This is a genomic window from Hyunsoonleella jejuensis (genome assembly GCF_900111025.1).
Classification (GTDB): Bacteria; Bacteroidota; Bacteroidia; order Flavobacteriales; family Flavobacteriaceae; genus Jejuia; species Jejuia jejuensis.
Genome location: NZ_FOFN01000002.1, coordinates 370,406 through 392,873, shown reverse-complemented (window position 1 = coordinate 392,873; position 22,468 = coordinate 370,406). Strand labels below are relative to the sequence as shown.

Sequence of the window (22,468 nt, the reverse complement as noted above, 5' to 3'; positions counted from 1 at the left end):
GCACTAAAGTTTTTCCTTTAGATATTTCCCGGTTTCAGAATTTTTCACTTTAATAATATCCTCAGGTGTACCGGAAGCCACTAAATGTCCGCCCTCTTCGCCGCCTTCAGGCCCTAAGTCAATAATGTAATCAGCACATTTAATTAATTCCAAATTATGCTCTACAACAATTATAGAATGTCCTTTGGAGATTAATGCATTGAATGATTTTAATAGTTTTTGGATGTCATGAAAATGTAGGCCAGTAGTAGGTTCATCAAAAATAAAAAGTGCTTTATCTTTTGTGTTGCCTTTACCTAAAAAAGTAGCGAGCTTTATACGTTGCGCTTCACCACCAGAAAGAGTAGAAGAGCTTTGTCCTAATGTAACGTAACCTAAACCAACATCTTGCAAGGGTTGTAGTTTGTTTTTTATTTTATCCTGTTCATGTTCATCAAAAAAAGTAATAGCGTCATCGATAGTTAGATTAAGGATGTCGTCTATTGTTTTTTCTACAAACGTTACTTCCAGCACTTCTTTTTTAAAGCGCTTACCTCCGCAAGTTTCACATTCTAAATGCACGTCTGCCATAAATTGCATTTCAATGGTTACTTCGCCTTCGCCTTTACAGGTTTCACAACGACCGCCATCTACATTAAATGAAAAATGTTTTGCTTGGTAATTTCTAATCTTACTCAATTTTTGTTTTGAAAACAGTGCACGAATATCATCATAAGCCTTAATGTAGGTTACCGGGTTAGAGCGCGATGATCGTCCAATAGGGTTTTGATCTATAAACTCAATATGCTTGACATTGCTGAAATTACCATCCAAACTTGAAAACTGCCCCGCTTTATCGCTGAAATCTGTTAGTTTCTTTTGCAATGCAGGGTATAAAATCTTTTTTACTAAAGTACTTTTGCCACTACCAGAAACACCGGTAACAACGGTAAGCATTTCTAAAGGGAAACTAACATCAATGTTTTTTAAGTTGTTTTCTCTAGCACCTATAATATCCACATGATACTTAGAAGTTCTTCTCGTTTTTGGAACTTCAATTTGCATACCTCCATTTAAATACTGAGCAGTTAAAGATGTCGATTCTAAAATATCGCTATATGTGCCAGATGCAACGACCTTTCCGCCAAATGTACCCGCTTCAGGACCAATATCAATAATACTATCGGCAGCTTTCATAATATCTTCGTCATGTTCAACTACAATTACTGTATTACCCAAATCCCTCAAAGATTTTAATACTGATATTAGGCGTTCGGTATCCTTCGGGTGTAAGCCAATACTGGGTTCATCTAAAATATACATGGATCCTACCAAGCTACTACCTAAAGATGTAGCAAGATTAATACGTTGGCTTTCGCCACCAGAAAGCGTATTAGATTTTCTGTTCAAGGTGAGATAATCCAATCCCACATTAGCGAGAAATGAGAGCCTGTTATTGATTTCTTTTAAAAGGCGATTTGCAATTTGAGTATCATAATCGTTCAGTTCTAATTCATTAAAAAACTGAATTAACTTTTTTATGGGCATTTCTACTAAATCTGTGATAGTAATGCCATTTATTTTCACGTAGTTAGCTTCGGGGCGCAAACGTTTACCGTTACAGGTTTTACATTTGGTTTTTCCGCGATATCGCGATAACATTACGCGATTTTGAATTTTGTAGGCTTTAGATTCTAATTCTGCAAAAAACGAATTAAGCCCTTCAAAATATTCATTGCCATCCCAGATTAATTGTTTTTGTTCAGGAGATAATTCGAAATAAGGTTTGTGAATCGGAAAATCGAATTTATGGGAATTGTTCACCAATTGATCCTTGTACCAACTCATGCTTTCACCACGCCAAGGAAAAATAGCGCTTTCGTAAACAGATAGTGCTGTGTTGGGGACTACTAAGTCATCATCAATCCCTATAATATCCCCATAACCCTCACATTTTGGACATGCGCCATAAGGGTTGTTAAAACTAAACAAATGAACATTTGGCTCTAGAAAGGATATGCCATCCAATTCAAATTTATTACTAAATTCTTGTTGCAAGTTGTTTTTCAGGCTTTCAACAATACATTCGCCTTTACCTTCAAAAAAAGCGGTCTGTATAGCATCGGCTAATCGGTTTTTAAAATCATCTTCATGTTTTACAATAATTCTATCTACAACTAAAAAAACCGAATCGTTTTTGGCTATCGTCGTAACTTCTTCTATTCTAAAAATTTCATCGTTAACTTTTATTCTAGCATAACCTTGCTGTTGTAAGGTTTTTAGTTTGTTTTCTATGGAACGCCCTTCTTCTAAATAAATAGGGGAAAGGAGCAATAGTTTTTCTCGTTCCTCAGAAGACATGATGTAATTTAAAACATCAGTAACTGTATTTTTTTTTACCTCGTTTCCAGAAATTGGTGAATATGTTTTTCCGATTCTAGCAAATAGGAGTTTTAAATAATCGTAAATTTCAGTAGTAGTACCTACAGTTGAGCGTGGATTAGTGGAGTTTACTTTCTGCTCTATAGCAATGGCAGGTGCAATACCTTTTATATAATCTACCTTTGGCTTATTTAGGCGCCCGAGAAATTGACGTGCATAACTCGACAAGCTTTCTACATAGCGTCTTTGGCCTTCGGCATATAATGTGTCAAAAGCCAAACTGGATTTTCCAGAGCCTGATAAACCCGTGATAACCACTAATTTGTTCCTGGGAATTACAACATCAATATTTTTAAGATTGTGCAACTTTGCGCCTTTTATAATGATATTTTCTTTTGGATTTACTTCTGAAATTACAGTATTCATAGGCTTTTAAAGGAATAATTTTGCAAAGATACTATAACTAAATGAGCATAAAAAATGCACTTTAGTTAAGTAAAATGTTAAAAAAAGGTGTTAATTTTTGCTTTTTAGGAACGATTGTTGTTATATTTGATGTATTGAAATCCTAATAAAACTCTTGTCTATAGCATATTATTACTTTTAAAAACGAATAACCCCAAGCTACGAAGTACAACTTCGCGCATTAAAAGTAAACATTATGCAAAACGAACTTATTACTGATGCTGTTTTGGTTAGCAGCTATATTAAAGGACAAGAAAGTGCGCTAGAAACTCTTATTAAAAGGCACAAACACAAAATTTACAGTTTTATTTACTCTAAGGTATATGATAAGGATATAGCCGAAGATATTTTTCAGGATACATTTATCAAAGTGATACGTACTTTAAAACGAGGCGCTTATAACGAAGAAGGTAAATTTTTACCGTGGACAATGCGTATTGCTCATAATTTGGTAATTGACTATTTTAGAAAAAGCAACAGAATGCCAAAATTTGATAATTCAGGTGAGTTCAGTATTTTTTCTGTGTTGAGTGATACATCTTTAAATGCAGAAAAAAGTATTATTAAAGAGCAAGTAGAAAGTGATGTAAGGCGTTTGGTTGATGAGTTGCCCGAAGACCAAAAAGAAGTGTTGATGATGCGTATTTATAACGATATGAGTTTTAAGGAAATTTCGGACCGAACAGGAGTTAGCATAAATACTGCTTTAGGGCGCATGCGCTATGCCTTAATCAATTTACGAAAGATAATAGATAAGCATAATATTGTTTTAACCAATTAATGCAATAAAGTAAATATTGCCACGTTATTAATTTAAATTAACCCTTAAATTGATAAAATGGCAAAAATTTACTCTAAAAATTCTATTCAAAATACTGAAAATCTTAAGCCCAAGGACGAAACTATTAGTTTTCTGTTAAATTATTCAAAAGCGCTTAAAGTGGTAAAAGGACAAGAAACGAAGTTCGATATACTTCTAAATTAAAATCAAAAAATCCTGATTCTTCATGAGTCAGGATTTTTTCTTCTTATAATATTCGGTAATTACTGATTTACGTCCAATAGTTTTTGTAATGACGTCCTTCTCTAAATCCCAACCTCGGGCAGGGGAGTATTCGCGTCCGTACCAAATAATCTGCAAATGCAAATCGTTCCATAATTCCTTTGGGAATAGGCGTTTGGCGTCTTTTTCGGTTTGTGCCACATTTTTACCGCTACTTAAATTCCAACGGTACATTAAACGATGAATATGTGTATCTACAGGAAAAGCGGGAACGCCAAATGCTTGTGACATTACTACGCTTGCCGTTTTATGTCCTACAGCTGGTAAGGCTTCTAAAGCTTCAAAACTTTGTGGTACTTTACCATCGTGTTCTTCAATTAAAATTTTAGATAAACCATGTATGCCTTTACTTTTCATGGGTGATAGTCCAACAGGTTTTATAATGTCTCTAATGTCTTCAACCGAAAGCTTTATCATATCGTAAGGATTGTCCGCAATTTCAAATAGAAGTGGTGTTATTTGATTAACACGAACATCGGTACTTTGAGCAGACATTAAAACCGCTATTAGCAATGTGTAAGGATCTTTATGGTCTAACGGGATAGGAATATGAGGGTAAATTTGGTTTAACGTTTTTATAACAAAGTCTACGCTTTCTTGTTTGGTCATTTGGTTGTATTTTTGTGAAACGAAGTTAATAAATTATTAAACAAAAAATTGATATGACAACATTAAAAGTAGGAGATAAGGCACCCGATTTTAAAGCCTTGGACGAACAAGGTAATACTGTGCAGCTAAGTGATTATAAAGGAAAAAAACTAGTGGTATTCTTTTACCCAAAAGCGAGCACTCCTGGGTGTACAGCTGAAGCATGTGATTTAAATGATAATTTTGACCGTTTTCAATCTTTAGGCTACGAAATACTTGGTGTAAGTGCAGATAGTGCTAAACAACAATCTAATTTTAAGAATAAATATGGTTTTAAATATCCGCTGTTAGCAGATGAAGACAAGTTGGTAATTGAAGCTTTTGGTGTTTGGGGGCCAAAAAAGTTTATGGGTAAGGAGTATGATGGCATTCACAGAACTACTTTTATTATTGACGAAAATGGCATTATTGAGAATGTAATCACGAAAGTGAAAACAAAGGCGCATGCGGCACAAATATTAGATGCATAAAAAAAGAGCCATTTGGCTCTTTTTTTTATTTCTTTCTAGCTGTTCTTCGTTTTAATGTCAAGGGTTTTAAAGGTCTTCTGGTGTAACCAAATAACCTAAAATCCTTAATTAAATCTGCAGTGCCTTCAGGAAGCATATCTTCCCATCCAGGTTCTCCTTTTTCAATTAAGCTTAGTGCCTCTCTTGAGAAAATATTCATAATACTTTCGTCATAATCCTTAATGTCTATTACTTTGCCATTATATTTAAAGAACTTATAAAGCTCTTTCATACGAGGATATACCTTAAGATTTTCACTATTAATCAGTTCACCAGTTTCAGGGTCAAACATAGGATATAAATACACCTTAAGGTCTTTAAAGAACAACTTGCCGAAAGCCTCAAGAATACCTCCGCTAATATGACGATAGTATTTTTCATCAAAAATGTCAACAAGGTTGCTCACACCCATCGCTAATCCCATTCTGGCCTTTGTGTATTTAGAGAAGTATTCTACAACTTTGTAGTACTCTTGGAAATTTGAAATCATTACAGACTGCCCTAGTGCACATAATAAATCAGCTCTATCTATAAAATCTTGTTCATCTATTTTTCCTTCAGCACGTAAATTAGATAAGGTGATTTCAAAAACTACAACGGTTTTTTCTGGATCTACCTTGTTTTCTTTTACGAACATTTCATATGACTTCTCATACATAGCCATGTTCACCTTGGTAACGGGTCTGAAACTACCACGAAGCGCCAAAATATTCTTCTTGTAAAAAATTCGTGCAGGCAATACGTTATTGCCATCTGGACCAAACATTACGGCATCGGTCATGCCATTTTTTACCAACTGCAAGCTCATTAAACGGTTGTCTACATTTTTAAATACTGGCCCTGAAAAGTTTATGGTATCTATTTCTAACTGGTCTTTATCTAAATGATCATATAGATATCTCAGAAGTTTTTTAGGTTCGTTGTATTTGTAAAATGCACCATAAATTAGGTTTGTACCTAAAACACCAAGGGTTTCTTGCTGTAAACGCGCGTCTGTTTCCTTAAATCTTATATGTAAAATTATTTCGTTGTATTCCGCTCCAGCTTCAACTTGGTATTTTAGCCCTACCCATCCATGGCCTTTAAACTGTTTTGCAAAATCTATAGTTGCAACAGTATTGGCGTAGGTGAAAAATATTTTATCTGGGTTCTTATCCCTAGTAATTCGCTCTTCCATCAATGCCATTTCATGTGTTAGCATTTTTCGCAACCTAGATTCGGTAACGTAGCGCCTATCATCCTCAATTCCGTAGATGGCATCACTAAAGTCTTTATCATAGGCAGACATTGCTTTGGCTATAGTTCCAGAAGCACCACCTGCCCTAAAAAAATGTCTAGCGGTTTCCTGTCCCGCACCAATTTCAGCAAATGTTCCGTAAATATTTTCGTTAAGGTTTATTCGGAGCGCTTTAGATTTTAATGATGGGATATCATCAAATTCTCTGTCACCATGTATGCTGATTTCCATAAGCTCTTGATAAGTTTGCAATTTTGGGTAAAGATACCAAATAACCATAGGTTACAAAAAAATAACCCTATTTTTGTTCTGCTAAATAATACGTTTTGAAGGTAACATTTCTAGGTACTGGCACATCACAAGGTATTCCCGTAATTGGGAGTAGGCATCCTGTTTGTTTAAGTACAGACCCTAAAGATAGTAGGTTGAGAACCTCTGTTTTAATTGAGTGGGAGGATAATAAGTATATTGTGGATTGTGGACCTGATTTTAGGCAGCAAATGTTGCGCTGCGGCTGTGAAAAAATAGATGGTATTTTATTTACGCATGAGCATTCTGACCATGTGCTTGGATTAGACGATATAAGGCCGTTTTATTTTAAACAAGGAAATATCTCAATCTATGCGCATAAACGAGTTTTAAAGGCGCTTAAAAAACGATTTGACTATATTTTTGAAACTGAAAATAAGTATCCTGGCGCGCCTTCGGTTTCAATTCAAAAAATTAAAAACAAGCCTTTTAATCTTGCTGATGTAAAAGTGATTCCGGTTAAAGGGAAGCATTTTAAATTAAATGTATTCGGTTTTCGCTTTAATGACTTTTGTTACACAACCGATTTAAAATCAATGAAGCAAAAAGAAAAGCAAAAGATAAAAGGCGTTAAAGTGCTTGTGGTTAACGCGTTAAGAATAGAGGCGCACTACTCGCATTTTAACTTGGAGGAAGCTTTAAAGTTTATAGAAGAAATACAGCCTGAACGAGCCTTTTTAACGCATATAAGTCATTTATTAGGGTTTCATGCTGAAGTAGAAAAGCAGTTGCCAGAGAATGTGTTTTTAGCTTATGATAATTTAGAAATTTCAATTTAATAGAGATGAAACAAAGAATTTTTATGTATTTGTTCGTGTTTACGTTGTTATTGGTCATTTTTCAATATGCAAATGCTAAACGTATTTTTGAAAATCAAAATAAAAAGATAGAAAGTGCTCTAGGAAAGGTGGAAAGATTAACGGATTCAATTGCAGTTTTAAATGATGCCTTAATAACCCAATCGCATTTTAATTTAGAGCACAATGAAGATGCTTTGACTTATTTTGAAAAAGATGGTTATAATGTAAGCCAATTAATTCCAATGATAAAGGATGAAATTTATAGTACGAATGAATTTAAAGGACAGCATCCAATAGTTCCTTACGTATCTTCAGAAGGTAGAAAAATGCTTATTAACACGGTTAAATTGCTAAATCACAGATGGATTATAGCCGATTTTTCGGATGGGGAATATTGGGGTGAAGTTTTTGTGACTTATTTTGTTAATGAAGACAAAACCATTGAGTTTAACACGGTGGAGTCCTTTTTATATCCTTTTGATTAATTTACTCTATACGCAGTGCCTTTAGCTTTTTTAACTTCGCCCACATACGAATACTCAAACGTGTAGCTAGAGTCTGTGGTGGTTAGTATTTTAAGATGAACATCTTTCTGTTCTGCCATGTTCTTAGGGTTAATGGTCTTGAAAACCACCTCGCAATTGTTTATCCATCGTACTTCCGAGGAATCTATATGGTTATTATACGTTTCAACTTGGAACGCTTCAGTTCTCGTGAATTCAGATGTGTAAACTTCATCGTTTATAACAGCTTCACTTCTAAAAGTGCCAGTTTTAAAATATTCGCAGTTTCTTTCACTTTGGTAACAAGATAAAATGGTGACTAATAGAAATGTTGCAAGGATTTTTTTCATTACAAAAAAGTTATTTGTTGCAAAACTACAAACTACAAGTTTATTTTTCGAAATTTTCAAAACTTCCGTCAGAATAAAATATAACAATACGCTCAATTTTCTTTTGACTGGCTATTGAAGGTTTAGCTATTGTTTTATCTCCAGTGATATTTTGAAGAGGAGAAGGTGAGGGCGTGTTTTCTTCTGGCGCTTGTTTTGGAAAAGTGCCCTTGCCATTTAACAACCAATATAGTTCTACCTCTGGAAAAGCGGTTAGCACCTTTAAGACAAATTCTAAACTTGGTTTATTTCTACCTGATAAAATATGTGAAATACTAGAGCGCTGCACACCAATTTTTTCAGCAAACGACGAAGCAGATTCTCCGTAATATTCGATGACTTTTTGAAGTCTTTTAGTGAATTTTTCACTGTTTATCATTGTAAACTAGTATTCAGGTAAATGTGTTTTACAAATGTAACAAATTAGAGTGCTAAATGTTTAAATTTATTTTAATTTATTCATTTAATATTAAATTAAAACTTTATATATTGTAATATAAATAACTGAAATACAAATAAATAGTAGTTTAAGATAAATTCAAGTTTCATTTTGAAAGAAATGCTTGCTTATAACTATATAAAGATGTTTATAAATGTGTACAAAGACCCCATAATTTAATGTTTACAATTGTAAAATAGTAAATGTTTACTTTTGTACACCAAATATGTTACATGGAAATTACAGACTTACAATTCTTGTTCGAAAAGCACAAAGAAGAATCACTTTATCACAGGTATATTACTAACGAAAATATTACGCCTTTACTTACAACATTTAAGAGTTTTGCTAAGGTTGAAATCGTTGGTAAGTCAGTTTTAGGCGATGATATTTTTTCCATCACAATTGGGCATGGACCAAAAAAAATACTAATGTGGTCTCAAATGCACGGTAATGAATCTACAACCACTAAAGCAATTTTTGATTTATTGAACACATGCGTTTCAAATGAACCGATAACAAATGGTATTTTAAAGGCATGCACATTATGTATTATACCGATTTTAAATCCTGATGGCGCAAAAGCTTACACTAGGGTAAATGCTAATAGAGTTGATTTAAATAGAGATGCACAAAATAGATCACAACCTGAAAGTAATGTGTTACGGAAGGTTTTTGAGGATTTTAAGCCTAATTTTTGTTATAACCTTCATGGGCAACGCACTATTTTTAGTGCAGGAACAACTAATAATTCGGCTACGGTTTCGTTTTTAGCACCAGCACAAGATGCGTCATGCACTATAACCCCAACCCGTAAGATAGCCATGGAAATTATAGCTGAAATGAATGGCTATTTACAAGAAGTAATTCCAAACCAAGTGGGGGTTTATGATGATGCATTTAACATAAACTGCGTAGGGGATACGTTTCAATCTGAAAATGTGCCAACCATATTATTTGAGGCTGGACACTTCATAAATGATTACGCAAGGGAAAAGACACGTGAACTTATTTATATATCCTATTTAACTTCCTTAGCTTATATTGCAGATAACGCTATTAATGGTAATGGTTATAAGGCATATTTTGATATTCCAGAAAATAAAAAGCTTTTTTACGATGTAATCATTAAAAACGTCCGTTTAAATAATGAAGATGAAGAAACTTTTGATTTAGCATTTCAATATGAAGAGCGTTTGGAGAAAGAACGGATTGTTTTTATACCCATTTTGAAAAAAATAGGATCGCTTGAAGAAAGTTTTGGTCACAAGCAAATTAACGCTAATGCCGCTGTGGTCTCGTCTGTTGATGGTACAGCGCTTAAAATTGATAGCGAAAACGTTTTCGTAAAATTAAATAATGAGGAAATCGCATTATTTTCAAAATAAAACGCATTAAATATGCGTATTCTTTATAAGAAATGTATTATTTTTGATTTTTATTTAAGAATAGTTCATTATGGGGAAAATTAAACTAGACGAAATTGACCATCAAATTCTTGATATGTTGATAGACAACACAAGAATACCTTTTACTGATATCGCAAAAAAACTTTTGATCTCTGCTGGTACAGTGCATGTTAGGGTTAAAAAAATGGAGGAATCCGGTATTATAAGAGGTTCTTCTTTAACTTTAGATTACAAGAAATTAGGATATTCGTTTATTGCTTATGTTGGCGTTTATTTGAATAATACCTCTCAAACACAATTCGTTTTAGAACGCATCAACGAAATTCCTTTTGTTACAGTGGCTCACATAACTACTGGAAAGTTTAATATTTTTTGTAAAATAAGGGCCAGAAACACAGAACATGCTAAAGAAGTTATTTTTAAACTTGATGAGATAGAAGGTGTATATCGCACAGAGACCATGATATCTTTAGAGGAAAGCATAAATGATAAAAAACGTTTAATGCATTCTATTTTTAATGAGATGTAATTAAGCGATTTTATTGTGGTATATTTAAAAAGCTCCAGATTTGGGGCTTTTTAGTTTATTGACATTTTTTTAGTGTTTTCTATGTTTTTGTACCCGTTAATGTATCGCTTTTGTTTAGTGAGGCCTTATATTCAGATATTTAACTACGAGTTATACTCTTTAGATCTATAAAGCGGAAAAAATTTTAAATCTGAATTTTTGATTGCATTCCTCATGCATAGCTCATTATAGACTTTTTGATTTATAATTAATTTCCAAACTGAAAACTGATGATAGTCGTCTGAGAACGACGACTTAAATCTAAAAAGTGTATCATTTTCATTAGCTCCTACACCTCCTCCTAGGTTAAATGCCTTAAGTCCGTCTATAGTAGATTTTACTCTCATCTCATCAATAAGAAGTTTTGTGGGCATAAGATGTAAAAAATCATTTTTAGTACCCGATAGATGGTACTGTACTATATTATCAGATTTTAGAAAGACAGCACCAGATATTATTGTATTAGTTTCTTTTTCCGTAGCCAATAAAATTTCGGTTTTAAAACTTTCGCTATTAACAAGCTTAAGAAAATATTCTTTATTAAAGAAATACATTTTCTTTGCGTTAACCCTGATCATATTCTCTTTATAAATACTAGCAAATTGTTCAATTAACTCTTCGTTGTCTGCTTTTATAATGCCACAATTTCTTCTAGATTTATTCGCATGATTCTTTAGTCTTCTGTGGTACTTTTGCCTTTGAGTTATATGGTCTAGGGTTAAATTTATATTTACTACTTTACCTAATGGGGATATTTCTCCTAAACCATCTAGAATGACCTTTTGTTTTGATATGTAAGGATTAAGGCGAGCGAATATTGAAATAATATTATTGTTAAATAAGTGTGCTTTCAAAGCCTCTACAAATTGTGTGTTGTCAAAAGTTCTAGTAATACCTTTCGAAATTGGACCACAATATCCATATACAGATGTAGCATCTTTATAAGGTGTCCCTTTAATACTCCTTACGAGAAGCGGAACACCTATTACAATATTATCTTCAGTATAAATTAACAAAACCGGAGTCTCGTCTTTTGAACTAGAAATATGATGATAATCATAAGTATGGTAGGAATCATATTCGCTAAACTCTGCAATTAATGAATCCCATTCATCTTTTTCTGTTATTGTTTTTATCATTTAACAAATTATGATAAATCACATTGTTGCTTGCTGTTAATTAGAACTTGTGATTGTATTTTTTTAACTAGTCTGGTTTTGATTATGAGTTTTAAAATAATTCCAAGGAATTACCTTCAGGAATATGAACACTGGTAATAATATTAAAAATTAAGAACTAGCGAATTAGCTTTTTTTTTATAAATAAAACCAAATAATTTTGTCATTACCAATTTTGACGACAAAAAGCCAATTCACTAGATATAACAACTATTTATTCGTCACTTTTTCTTAAAAAGAATAGCTAGTTGTTACGCATAGGGTATTGCCTATGGCGCTATTCACTGTGTGAGATTCAGGCAGATACAATTCGATTTATAAAAGGATAAAACTTAAGTTATTAACTCCATTTGTTGTTCTAAATTCTATAGTACTACAGACCACTCAAAATCGTCAGGATTTGGTCCTGTTCGAAAATTACGATCCAATGAGTCTATAAAATCCATATCGGATTCAGATATTTCAAAATCAAATAAATCAGCGTTACCAATAATGCGTTCCTCTCTGCAGGATTTTGGAATGGTAATAACGCCTTTTTGCAGATCGTATCTTAAAATAACCTGAGCAATGCTCTTACCATACTTTTTTGCCAATTTCTGTATCTCGGGTATTTCGAAAACTTTTCCTTGCATTAAAGGAGACCAAGCTTGATATTGAATTTTATGTTGTTTACAGAAATCAAGTAATTCTTGTTGTACTAAGTAAGGGTGAAACTCCATCTGGTTCACCATTGGAATTATTTCTGCATCGCCCATTAAATCCTCTAATTGATGCTTTAAAAAATTACATACACCAATAGCGCGCACTCGCCCCTGTTTGTATAATTCCTCTAGTGCTCGCCAAGTTTCTTTATACAATCCTACTACCGGCCAGTGCACTAGATAAAGATCAACATAATCCATCTGCAGATTCGCTAAACTGCGTTCAAAAGCTTTAAACGTTTTATCATAACCATGATCACTGTTCCATACTTTAGTGGTTAAAAAAATATCCTCTCTATTAATATTACTAGCTTCTATACCCAATCTAACATCGTTCTCATTTCTATATATAGCGGCGGTATCTATATGCCGGTAGCCATTTTCTAGCGCTAATTTTACAGAATTAGTAACCTCATATCTGTCTTTTGGCATGTAAGTTCCAAGTCCGAGATAAGGCATTTCTACACCGTTTTGTAATTTGAACGTGCCAGTTATATCAGTAATTTTTTTATCCATTATTATGTTTTTATATATTTAAAATAATCATTTGTATTTATTGTTAATAAATAGCTTATTATTAGTAATGAATTCAAAACTATAAAAGTCGAGCAAATTACACTTAATATTTCTATGGAATTGCACTTTTAAGAGATAAAACGTCGATAAGCCATCCTTTCGCAATAATTTTTAAACAAAAAATATAAACTGGCTTTTATAAGCTAGGAATTGTTTTCTCAATTTTTAATCATAATTAAAGTGATAATATTGCGACTTAGTCGAATAATTTATACAGATAACCTCAAAAAATAATTATTCTTGATTATTTCAAAATAATTGTTTTTTATTTGTAAGTGAACAATTGAAAATAAATCAGAATCAAATCAAATTATTTAATATAATGAAAAAAGAGTATTTAGAAAAAGTTCAAACAATTGATGATTTAATAACAGCGTTTTATGCTTGCCTTGGTGGTGAACCAGGAGAAAAAAGAGATTGGGAATTCATGAAATTTTTATTTCATCCACAAGGGATGAAAATTGGATATGAATACGACATAAACAAAAATTTCAGACCTCAATGGATACACCCAAATGATTATATAGAACGTATTGGTTTTTGGTTTAATAACACCAGAGAAACGGCGTTTTACGAAAGGGAATTGGGTAGAGTAGTTGAGACTTATGCAAATATTGGTCATGCTTTTAGTCATTGTCAAGCCTTTCACAGTAAAGAGGATATGGCTAATAACAAACCTTATAAACAGGATGTAAAAAGTATCCAATTAGCTTATTACCAAGACAGATGGTGGATTATCAATATGTTTTGGCATGGAGTAACTCCTGAGTTTCCAGTTCCAGATAGATATAAGAAATTTCAGCAATTTCCTTAATTAAATATCATCTTACTATTGATTCTTATCAAAAAGTATTATAAAGTTTCCTAAAAGAATCTATAACCTTTCCTCAAGTTATAGATTCTTTTGTAACCATTTTTTAAGACTTAAAAGTCATAGAAAATGAAAGTCTTTTTTTCCTAAAATGCCAAATCTGTAATGTATAAAAATTTTTTGAAGAGAATTTTAGATTTTTTAGCATCGCTAATAGCATTGATTATACTTTCTCCTTTGATTATTTGCTTAATCATTATATTAACTGTTGTGAATAATGGTAAACCGTTCTTCTTTCAAAGAAGACCAGGTAAAAATTCAAAAATATTCACCATTATTAAGTTTAAAACCATGAAGGACCCTAAAAAGAATGAAAGTGAATTACTTAATCAAGAGCAGCGTATTACAAAAGTCGGAGGGTTTATTAGAAAAACTTCCTTAGACGAACTTCTTCAATTGGTTAATGTTTTAAAGGGCGATATGTCAATTATCGGTCCTAGGCCACTATTGATAGAATACCTTCCATTGTATAATGAAGAACAAGCGAGAAGACATTTAGTTAGGCCTGGTATTACAGGTTGGGCACAAGTTAATGGCCGTACGGCCCTATCATGGGAGTCGAGATTTGCTCACGATGTTTGGTATGTAGACAATCTAAGCTTTAGGAACGATATCATGATACTGATGAAAACAGTGCAAAAAATATTTAATAGAAAAGCGATGTCTTCTATTGAAAACGCCTCTTTTAGTGGATGGGAAGGTAATACTCAATAATATTTTTAAATTTTAAATGCAACCCTCTTATAAAATCGTAAAGAATGTTTAAATATTCTTTTTAATATCACAACAAAACCTTGGTTTAATCTATTTGTAAACTTGTGTTTTGATAATTAATATTCCAAAAACGAGTTGAAAATTTCGTAAACTGTTTAAAATCCAAACTTGTTTGTTTCTACAATTTTTGTAAACAAATGAGATTTTGCTTTAAACCCAACCCTGCATTTTAAAAATAGTTCATAGTTATAAATGTTGTATTTGTTTGGGTGATAGGTTTGTGTGCGTAGTTTTTACTTTGAACGATTTTAATTTCATTATAAAGAAAAAAGAGTATTTCTAAACATAATTAATTTAGATTTGAACAAATTACTAAAACTTAACCAAATCGAGAATTTATGAAAACAGTAATGATTATGGGGGGCACCAAAGGTGTTGGAAATGAAATACTTAAAACTTGTTTAAAAAAAGGTTACAATGTTGCTTTTTGTGGTAGAAGTGCCAAAGAGGGCCATGAGATAATTAAAAACCTAAATGCCGAAGACAGACTTTATTTTCATCAGATTGATCTGAAAACCATAAATGAAATTGAAAATTTTTATAAAGAAACAATAAAAAAGTTTAACAAGATTGACGCCCTAGTTATTTACGCTGGTATTACGCCTGTAGCATCTTTAATTGATACAGAAGAAGATGTTTTTGATAGTGTTTTTAACGTTAATTTTAAGGCACCATACTTCTTGGTAAAACATGTTTTAAAGTCTATGATAGAAAACAAATCGGGGTCGATTATATTTTTCGGTTCGGCGCATATGGATTATGGTATGAAGAACAGAGCTGCATATGCGTTTACCAAAAGTGCACTTTATACACTGTCTACTCACATTGCACATCATTATGCTCAAAATGGCGTTCGTTCAAATTATGTAGTAATGGGCTGGACTAATACTGAAGGAGAGCTAGAGTTAAGAGATTCTGAAGGTATGACTGAGGAAGAATTAAAACAAAAGGCAGCTAAAATTCTCCCTATGGGCCGTATGTGTAATCGCTACGATCCTGTTCCTGCAGTTATGCATTTTATTTCGGATGAATCTGCAATGACTACGGGATCGATAATGAGAGTAACTGCTGGACAGTATATATAGTTATTATGACTCCAACTCTAATCTTTCATTCCAATTCAAAGCTCCTTGAGGGCCCTGTTTTTGATAAAGAAAACAACCTTCTATACTTTGTGTCTATTTTAGATGGTTTAGTATATTGTTTTAATCCTAGAACCAAGGAAATTTTAAGTGTAAAACTGGATTCTCCAGTAAGTTGCGTTTATTTCATGAAAAAAAAGGTGGTTTTAGTTGCCTCTAAAAACGGTTTTTTTGAAGTAAACTTTAATACCTTGCAAAAGACGTATGCTTTTCAGATTGATATTGATGATATGGTAAGATATAACGATGGTATTCAAGACCCTAAAGGAAGAATCATTATTGGTACCATGGGATTTCCAGAAGTTAAACAAGGGGTAGGAAATGTATATTCGTACCATTCCGGTAAGCACAAAACGCTTATTTATAGTACGACTATTTCTAATGGTTTAGCGTTTTCAAGTGATCATAAATTTTTGTACTTTATTGATACACCTACAAGAAAAGTTGCGAAATATGCTTATGATCTTGAAACAGGGGATGTCGCGTTTAAATCTTACGTGATAGAGTTTAAAGATAAAGGCGTTCCTGATGGTATGTGTATTGACGAAAAAGGTATGCTATGGATTGCAGAATGGGGAGGGGCATGTGTATCCAAATGGAATCCTATTACTGGAGAAAAAATAGACGCTATTAAGCTACCATGTGCAAATGTTACTTCGTGTTGTTTTGATAACGATTCAAATTTGTATATAACAACCGCAAAAGATGAATCCATGTGCGATATATATGGTGGAGGTTTATATTATGTTGAATTAGACAAGTCTTAAATTTATGGATAATGTTGATGTAAGTGTGATTGTTCCTATTTATGGAATTGAAAAGTATCTACCAAAATGTGTAGAAAGTATTTTGGAGCAATCTTTTCAAAACTTTGAGCTGATCTTAGTGGACGACGGTAGTCCAGATAATTGCCCAAAGATTTGTGATGATTATTCAAAAGAAGATTCTAGAATTAAAGTTATACATAAAAAAAATGGTGGTCTTTTAAGTGCTAGAAAGGCAGGTTTAGAAAAGGCTAAAGGTAAATATATATCATATGTAGATGGTGATGATTGGGTAGATAAATTCTATTTAGACACTTTATTTAAACTTGCCGAAGCGAATAATGCAGATTTGGTTGCTACTGGTCATTTTAGAGAATTTAACGGAAAAATAGAAACCGTAAAACCAGAAAAGGTTGGTGTTTATAATGAAAATGAAGTAAATTCAATCATCTTACCTAAAGCAATTTATAATGGTCGTTTTTGTAAGCATGATATCTCAACCTATGTTTGGAATAAGTTGTTTAAGAGAGAATTATTAAAAAAAGTTCTTTTTGATGTTCCCAACGAAATAATAATGGGGGAGGATGCAGCCATTACTTATGCTTATTTGGCCATTTCAAAAAGATTGGCAATAAGCAGGATTCCGTTATATTATTACAGGCAGCGACATGATTCTATTGTTAAATCTATCGAGAACCCTAAAAAGGAATATTTTAGACTAGGGCTTTTAACAAGTTTTCTGAAACAAAAATTGAAAAATGTTTTGGATGATGATAATTTGAAAACGCAGCTTACCTATTATCTATACTCTCAAATCCTCGTACGCTCTGGTGGAATAATTTACGATGAAAATGGCGATATACTCTTTAACCCTTTTTTGAATGTGAAATCAGAATCTAGAGTAATTGTATATAGTTCCGGATCTTTTGGACAACATATTTTATCAACAAATGCTAAAAATAAATTTTTTAAAGTTAAGCAGTGGATAGATATAGATTACCATGAATTAAATATAGGTGGTAATGTTGTACAACCTATTAGTAGTTTTAATAATGATGAGTTTGACTCTTTAATTATTGCTACAATTAATCCAGTAAGCTACGATGCCATAAAAGACGAGTTAAAATTAATGGGTATCGATGAAGAAAAGATTGTAAAAATAAGCACAGATATAAAAGAAATACAGAACCTATTATCTAATTTAGGCTTTGACAGCAACTTCAAATATCTTGAAAATAACTAAAAATCGAATTGAAACAATTTTAATCCCTTACATTACAAATGAAAAAAAAGCTAATAATTCTAGGAGGAAATCCAGAAACAGGTGTTTTAGTAGATGTAGCAAATTCAATGGGTATACACACTATAGTAATTGACCCCAACCCAGACGCCCCTGCCAAGAAATATGCAGCGGAGACCTATGATATTGATGGTTTTGATATTGACGGTATTGTGAATGTTGCGAGAGAAAATAACGTAGATGGTGTGTTAGTGGGAGTAGCTGATATCTTGGTAAAACCTTATCAAGAAATTTGTGAAAAACTAAATATGCCATGTTATGCCAATAAAAAAACTATAGAAGCATTTTGTAGTAAGGATGGATATAAAAAATATTGTAGAGAGTACAACGTACAAGACATTCCAGGAATATACTTAACAAAAGACTCTGAAATAAAAGCTCCAGAAAACATTAGCCTTCCTTTAATGGTAAAACCAGTAGATAGTGGAGGAGGCGTAGGAATGAAAATTTGCAGAGATGAAGAAGACTATATAGCTACGGTTAAAAATGTATTCAAATTTTCTAAGAAAGGCGTCGTTTTAGTTGAAAAGTATATGGACGCGGCAGTTGATGATATTGCTGTGTATTATACTTTTAAAGATGGTGTACCATATCTTTCAGCAACTTATGATAGATATCTTACAAGGCTTCAAGGAGATTCCAGTCCCATTGCTATTGGAACGGTCTACCCTTCAACATATACAGATTTGTTTGTGAAAGAAATACATCCCAAATTATGTGAGATGTTTAAAGGTTTAGATATACAAACAGGCGTACTTAATGTACAGTTTTTTGTTGAAAACAACGTCTTTTACAGTTATGATCCTGGATTTAGATTGCAAGGAGAAGCGCCTCATATACATCTAGCACATATCAATGGCTTCGACCATAGAAAAATGCTTATTAATTATGCCCTTACAGGTGTTTTTGGAGAAGACAATTTTTCTGAACAAAACGATTATATGTTGAGAGGTAAGATAGCCTGTTCAATATGGGTGCTTTTAAAAAGTGGTAAGATTGAAACTATTGAAGGCCTAGAGGAGATGAAATCCCATAAAAATGTTCATTTTGTGGTAGAACGATTTAAAGCAGGGGATACTGTAAAAGAAGAGTTTGTAGGGACCGAAAGACAGGTTTTATATAGAATTTACACGGCCGCAGATTCTATTTTCGAAATAAACCAAACTATAGAAGATATAAAAAGCTCGCTTAAAATCACTGATCCTAACGGTAATGATATGGTTATTGAATGGTTAAAACCATGGAATACGGATGATTACATTTTTGACTGATTCACGTGTTTTTAATGTAGCAAATACAAATACCTAGTAGTTTAAATCAAATAAGAAAAAACAGATATTTAAAAATAGTATAATGCAAAATATTTTAGAAAAATTTAGTTTACAGGGGAAAAAGGCAATCGTAGTTGGAGGCGCTGGAGACCTTGGTAAAGCCATGGTAGAAGCTATATCTCAAGCAGGTGCGCAAACCGTGGTAATTGATTATGATGACCGTGTTTTTGAAATGTGCGAAAACTTTAAGAAGGATGGTCTAAACGTTAGTGCTATAAAAGCAGACGTTAGCAAATTAGAAGAAATTAAGGCTTCATACAGCAAATCGTTAGATATACTTAATGGAACTGTTGATATTTTAATAAATTCTGCAGGTATCCAAAGAAGATATCCTAGTGAAGACTTTCCAGAGGAAGAATGGAGCAAAGTAATCGCTATAAACTTGGATGCAACATTTTATTATTGCAAATATGCTGGAAACACCATGTTGGAAAATGGCGGAGGGAAAATTATAAATATAGCCTCACTTATGAGCTTTTTAGGTGGAATTACGATACCTGCTTATGCTGCATCAAAGGGAGGTGTTAGCCAATTAACGAAAGCACTTTCTAATGATTGGGCAGCTAAGGGAATTTGCGTAAATGGTATTGCTCCTGGTTATATGGACACCCAATTGAATGTTGGTATAATTAATGACAAAAAAAGAACCGACGAAGTGTTTATGAGAGTACCGATGAAAAGATGGGGCAACGGTGATGATTTGAAGGGGCTAACGGTATTTTTAGCTTCATCAGCAAGCGATTACATTACAGGAACTATTATTCCTGTAGACGGTGGATATTTGGGGAGGTAATAGTTACTTCATATGGATGGATAATTTAAAAAATTGTTAATGGAATTAAGTATAATAATACCTATTTACAATAATGAGGAACAAATAAAGCGTTGTTTAACGAGTTTATTAAATCAGGACTTGAAATTATCTGAATATGAGATAATAGTTGTTGATGATGGCAGTACTGATCTTAGTCAGTCAATCGTTAAACAATATGCTAAAAAGTATAAAAATATTCATTTATATTATCAAAAAAATGCAGGATCTGGGGCGGCGCGAAATGCCGGCATAGAGTTTTCAAAAGGCGACTATATATACTTTTTAGATGCTGATGACTATATAGCCAAAAACGTATTAAAGCGCCTTATTGAATTATGCAAAATTAACCGTCTTGAGATGTTGTGTTTTAACACTAAAGAAATTGGCGCTGATCATTTTATGCCAAACACTACCACCCAAAATATCCAAGATATATCCTTAGATGTTATAAATGGTAAGGAATGCATTGCAAGACATAATTTTAGAACTGAAGTGTGGTGGTATATAACTAAAAGAACTTTTTTATTAGAAAGTGGATTAAAGTTTCCACATGATAGGTTTGTGCAAGACGTTAATTTTACAGCAAGATTACTATTAAGAGCGAAAAGAATTTCTAAAATTAATTTTGATGTTCATAGGTATGTTATTGTTGAGGATTCTGCCAGTAGAAATAGCGACACAGTACATATGCGAAAATATATTAAAGATTTAATTACTGCAGTCGAGGAATACGATGCTTTGATTAAGGGTTTGAAACATTCAAATTTCTTACATTATGAAGAAGTGGTAAAAAAACTTAAGCGTAAACAGCATATGTGGACTTTCTCTATATTTATAAAGGCTTTTAAGTGCCGCTTAAACGTTAAAGAATTAAAAAATATATTATTGAGGCTTAAAGAAATGAACGCATACCCCATAACCTCTGAGCATGGAGAAATAAGAACAAGCAAGTTATATAATAAGATTCTGATTCCAATATTTAATAATAGAATATTACTTTTCTTAGCCGTAAAAGGCAATTCACTTTTTAATTTTGCAAGATTAGTAGCCTAATGAAGTGTTATTAAAGAAGTAAAACATTTGTAAATATTAAGAGTAGTTTTCAAAGGTTGCTCTGAAATTTATAAAGCTTATGTTTAAATGAATTGAAATATAAAAGTTTGTTTCATATTAAATAACACCATCAATAATGTTTAATAGGTCGTTGTTTATAATATTTACATCAAACCTTCTTTCAGCATAGGCTCTACTGTTTACACCCATTTGGGTAAGTTGCGTAGGGTTGGCAATAAAAAATTCCATTGCCTTAACTAATGCCTCTAAATTCCGTGTAGGTATTAAAAAACCGTTTTCTGCTTCTATTACAGTTTCCCTGCACCCAGGTGTATCTGTTGTAATAATGGGCATACCTACAGATAAAGCTTCAAGAATTGATCTGGGTACGCCCTCTCTATAATACGTAGGTAAAACAAAGACATCTCTTTCTGATAAATGTTCCCAAATATTTGACTGTGCCCCATGATATACAACGGTACCCTTCTTATGTAATGCATCTAATTCCTCTATTTTAACTGCTGAAGGGGAATTTCCAGGAGCACCAATAATATGAAATTCAGTGTTGGGGTATTTTTGCTTTAAAATCTTAGCAGCATCAATAAAGAGCGATGTGCCTTTTTCACGAATTAATCGTGTTACTATAATAAAGCTAGTTATCCCGTTGGTTTTTAAGTTTTTTCTAAATTTAAATTGATTTAAATTTACTCCAGATCCGCTAACAATCTCGGTTTTTGTTTTCTTTGTTAAGATTTTTCTCTTTATAAATAAATTTCTATCATCAACATTTTGAAATACAACTACTTTATTTTTTCTAATAGAACGCTTATACAAAAACTCATTAAGCCTCTGTAATACTTTTGATTTAAGCGATAAGCCTGTAAAAGTAAAACCTAGACCTGTGATAAGCGAAACCACAGGGGTTTTGCACATGTTTGCAGCTATTGAACTATATATTACAGGCTTTATGGTATAAGGGAAAACTAAATCTATTTTCTTATCTCGAATAAGTCTTTTGAGTTCTAAAATTGTCTTAAAATCTACAAAAGGATTTAAGCCTGTTCTTTGTAAATTGTAAGTTACAGGAACTGCACCTAAACACTCAATATCCTTGTGTTTTTCGGGAGTAAACTCTGGTGCACCTGCATATACTTCGTACCCATTTGCTACAAGACTTTTTATAAAATCTCCCCTAAAATTGGTTAGTGAATTCCCTAAGGATGAAACAATTAAAATTCTTTTTTTGCTCATTAGTGTTAATTTA

At 32.7% G+C, this 22,468-nt stretch carries 23 protein-coding genes; 15 read left to right on the top strand and 8 right to left on the bottom strand.

The genetic code is table 11. The annotated features are described in order from the left end of the window. Positions 1–3: 3 nt before the first annotated feature. Entirely contained in the window at positions 4–2,787 is a 2,784-nt protein-coding gene (uvrA, locus tag BMY39_RS08435; RefSeq protein ID WP_092578550.1) for an excinuclease ABC subunit UvrA, read from the bottom strand. Positions 2,788–3,022: 235 nt separating this feature from the next. On the opposite strand from uvrA, the gene BMY39_RS08430 reads away from it, so the two are divergent. Then, positions 3,023–3,607, top strand: a complete 585-nt coding sequence (locus BMY39_RS08430) for an RNA polymerase sigma factor (RefSeq protein ID WP_092578548.1) — start codon at positions 3,023–3,025, stop codon at positions 3,605–3,607. A gap of 57 nt (positions 3,608–3,664) precedes the next feature. Next, entirely contained in the window at positions 3,665–3,811 is a 147-nt protein-coding gene (locus BMY39_RS15075; RefSeq protein ID WP_177176573.1) for a hypothetical protein, read from the top strand. Between the two features lie 27 nt (positions 3,812–3,838). On the opposite strand, the gene BMY39_RS08425 is transcribed toward BMY39_RS15075, so the two are convergent. Continuing rightward, positions 3,839–4,498, bottom strand: a complete 660-nt coding sequence (locus BMY39_RS08425; protein ID WP_092578546.1) for an endonuclease III domain-containing protein — start codon at positions 4,496–4,498, stop codon at positions 3,839–3,841. A 53-nt stretch (positions 4,499–4,551) separates the two neighbouring features. On the opposite strand from BMY39_RS08425, the gene bcp reads away from it, so the two are divergent. Continuing rightward, the gene (gene bcp, locus BMY39_RS08420) at positions 4,552–5,007 is read left to right on the top strand and encodes a thioredoxin-dependent thiol peroxidase (RefSeq protein ID WP_092578544.1); all 456 of its coding nucleotides are present in this window, start codon (positions 4,552–4,554) and stop codon (positions 5,005–5,007) included. Positions 5,008–5,032: 25 nt separating this feature from the next. Here bcp and BMY39_RS08415 read toward each other — a convergent pair whose 3' ends face one another. Continuing rightward, complete coding sequence (locus tag BMY39_RS08415) at positions 5,033–6,514, bottom strand: nicotinate-nucleotide adenylyltransferase (protein ID WP_092579185.1); 1,482 nt, start codon at positions 6,512–6,514, stop codon at positions 5,033–5,035. A gap of 95 nt (positions 6,515–6,609) precedes the next feature. On the opposite strand from BMY39_RS08415, the gene BMY39_RS08410 reads away from it, so the two are divergent. Together BMY39_RS08410 and BMY39_RS08405 are read left to right on the top strand one after the other, a co-directional pair. After that, positions 6,610–7,371: an MBL fold metallo-hydrolase gene (locus BMY39_RS08410; RefSeq protein WP_092578542.1), complete on the top strand. Its 762-nt coding sequence runs from the start codon at positions 6,610–6,612 to the stop codon at positions 7,369–7,371. Between the two features lie 5 nt (positions 7,372–7,376). Further along, entirely contained in the window at positions 7,377–7,877 is a 501-nt protein-coding gene (locus tag BMY39_RS08405; protein WP_092578540.1) for a hydrolase, read from the top strand. On the opposite strand, the gene BMY39_RS08400 is transcribed toward BMY39_RS08405, so the two are convergent. Then, the gene (locus tag BMY39_RS08400) at positions 7,874–8,245 is read right to left on the bottom strand and encodes a DNA topoisomerase IV (protein ID WP_092579183.1); all 372 of its coding nucleotides are present in this window, start codon (positions 8,243–8,245) and stop codon (positions 7,874–7,876) included. The genes BMY39_RS08405 and BMY39_RS08400 overlap by 4 nt on opposite strands. 40 nt (positions 8,246–8,285) lie before the next feature. Then, the gene (locus tag BMY39_RS08395; RefSeq protein ID WP_092578538.1) at positions 8,286–8,663 is read right to left on the bottom strand and encodes a helix-turn-helix domain-containing protein; all 378 of its coding nucleotides are present in this window, start codon (positions 8,661–8,663) and stop codon (positions 8,286–8,288) included. A 293-nt stretch (positions 8,664–8,956) separates the two neighbouring features. On the opposite strand from BMY39_RS08395, the gene BMY39_RS08390 reads away from it, so the two are divergent. Together BMY39_RS08390 and BMY39_RS08385 are read left to right on the top strand one after the other, a co-directional pair. Next, positions 8,957–10,111 (top strand): M14 family zinc carboxypeptidase, encoded by a 1,155-nt coding sequence (locus BMY39_RS08390; RefSeq protein ID WP_092578536.1) that lies wholly within the window; start codon positions 8,957–8,959, stop codon positions 10,109–10,111. Between the two features lie 70 nt (positions 10,112–10,181). Beyond that, positions 10,182–10,661: an Lrp/AsnC family transcriptional regulator gene (locus BMY39_RS08385; protein ID WP_092578534.1), complete on the top strand. Its 480-nt coding sequence runs from the start codon at positions 10,182–10,184 to the stop codon at positions 10,659–10,661. Positions 10,662–10,804: 143 nt separating this feature from the next. Here BMY39_RS08385 and BMY39_RS08380 read toward each other — a convergent pair whose 3' ends face one another. Together BMY39_RS08380 and BMY39_RS08375 are read right to left on the bottom strand one after the other, a co-directional pair. Next, positions 10,805–11,839 (bottom strand): peptidoglycan bridge formation glycyltransferase FemA/FemB family protein, encoded by a 1,035-nt coding sequence (locus BMY39_RS08380; protein WP_092578532.1) that lies wholly within the window; start codon positions 11,837–11,839, stop codon positions 10,805–10,807. Between the two features lie 404 nt (positions 11,840–12,243). Beyond that, positions 12,244–13,095 (bottom strand): aldo/keto reductase, encoded by an 852-nt coding sequence (locus BMY39_RS08375; protein WP_092578530.1) that lies wholly within the window; start codon positions 13,093–13,095, stop codon positions 12,244–12,246. A 382-nt stretch (positions 13,096–13,477) separates the two neighbouring features. Here BMY39_RS08375 and BMY39_RS08370 point away from each other — a divergent pair, with 382 nt between their 5' ends. The 8 genes from BMY39_RS08370 to BMY39_RS08335 all read left to right on the top strand — a co-directional run bounded on the left by BMY39_RS08370 (position 13,478) and on the right by BMY39_RS08335 (position 21,204). Next, positions 13,478–13,969, top strand: coding sequence for a hypothetical protein (locus BMY39_RS08370; RefSeq protein ID WP_092578528.1), 492 nt, complete (start codon positions 13,478–13,480; stop codon positions 13,967–13,969). 162 nt (positions 13,970–14,131) lie between these two features. Beyond that, entirely contained in the window at positions 14,132–14,740 is a 609-nt protein-coding gene (locus tag BMY39_RS08365) for a sugar transferase (protein ID WP_092578526.1), read from the top strand. Between the two features lie 398 nt (positions 14,741–15,138). After that, the gene (locus BMY39_RS08360) at positions 15,139–15,885 is read left to right on the top strand and encodes an SDR family NAD(P)-dependent oxidoreductase (protein WP_177176572.1); all 747 of its coding nucleotides are present in this window, start codon (positions 15,139–15,141) and stop codon (positions 15,883–15,885) included. A 5-nt stretch (positions 15,886–15,890) separates the two neighbouring features. Further along, positions 15,891–16,709 (top strand): SMP-30/gluconolactonase/LRE family protein, encoded by an 819-nt coding sequence (locus BMY39_RS08355; protein WP_092578524.1) that lies wholly within the window; start codon positions 15,891–15,893, stop codon positions 16,707–16,709. 4 nt (positions 16,710–16,713) lie between these two features. Then, a complete protein-coding gene (locus BMY39_RS08350) occupies positions 16,714–17,949 on the top strand; it encodes a glycosyltransferase family 2 protein (protein ID WP_092578522.1) in 1,236 nt (411 codons plus the stop codon). Positions 17,950–17,987: 38 nt separating this feature from the next. Next, positions 17,988–19,277, top strand: a complete 1,290-nt coding sequence (locus BMY39_RS08345; protein ID WP_092578520.1) for an ATP-grasp domain-containing protein — start codon at positions 17,988–17,990, stop codon at positions 19,275–19,277. Between the two features lie 82 nt (positions 19,278–19,359). Beyond that, entirely contained in the window at positions 19,360–20,130 is a 771-nt protein-coding gene (locus BMY39_RS08340) for an SDR family oxidoreductase (protein ID WP_092578518.1), read from the top strand. 39 nt (positions 20,131–20,169) lie between these two features. Further along, positions 20,170–21,204 carry a glycosyltransferase gene (locus BMY39_RS08335; RefSeq protein WP_092578516.1) on the top strand — a complete coding sequence of 345 codons (1,035 nt, stop codon included), beginning with the start codon at positions 20,170–20,172 and terminating at the stop codon, positions 21,202–21,204. Positions 21,205–21,321: 117 nt separating this feature from the next. On the opposite strand, the gene BMY39_RS08330 is transcribed toward BMY39_RS08335, so the two are convergent. Further along, complete coding sequence (locus BMY39_RS08330) at positions 21,322–22,455, bottom strand: glycosyltransferase family 4 protein (RefSeq protein ID WP_092578514.1); 1,134 nt, start codon at positions 22,453–22,455, stop codon at positions 21,322–21,324. Between the last annotated feature and the right edge of the window lie 13 nt (positions 22,456–22,468).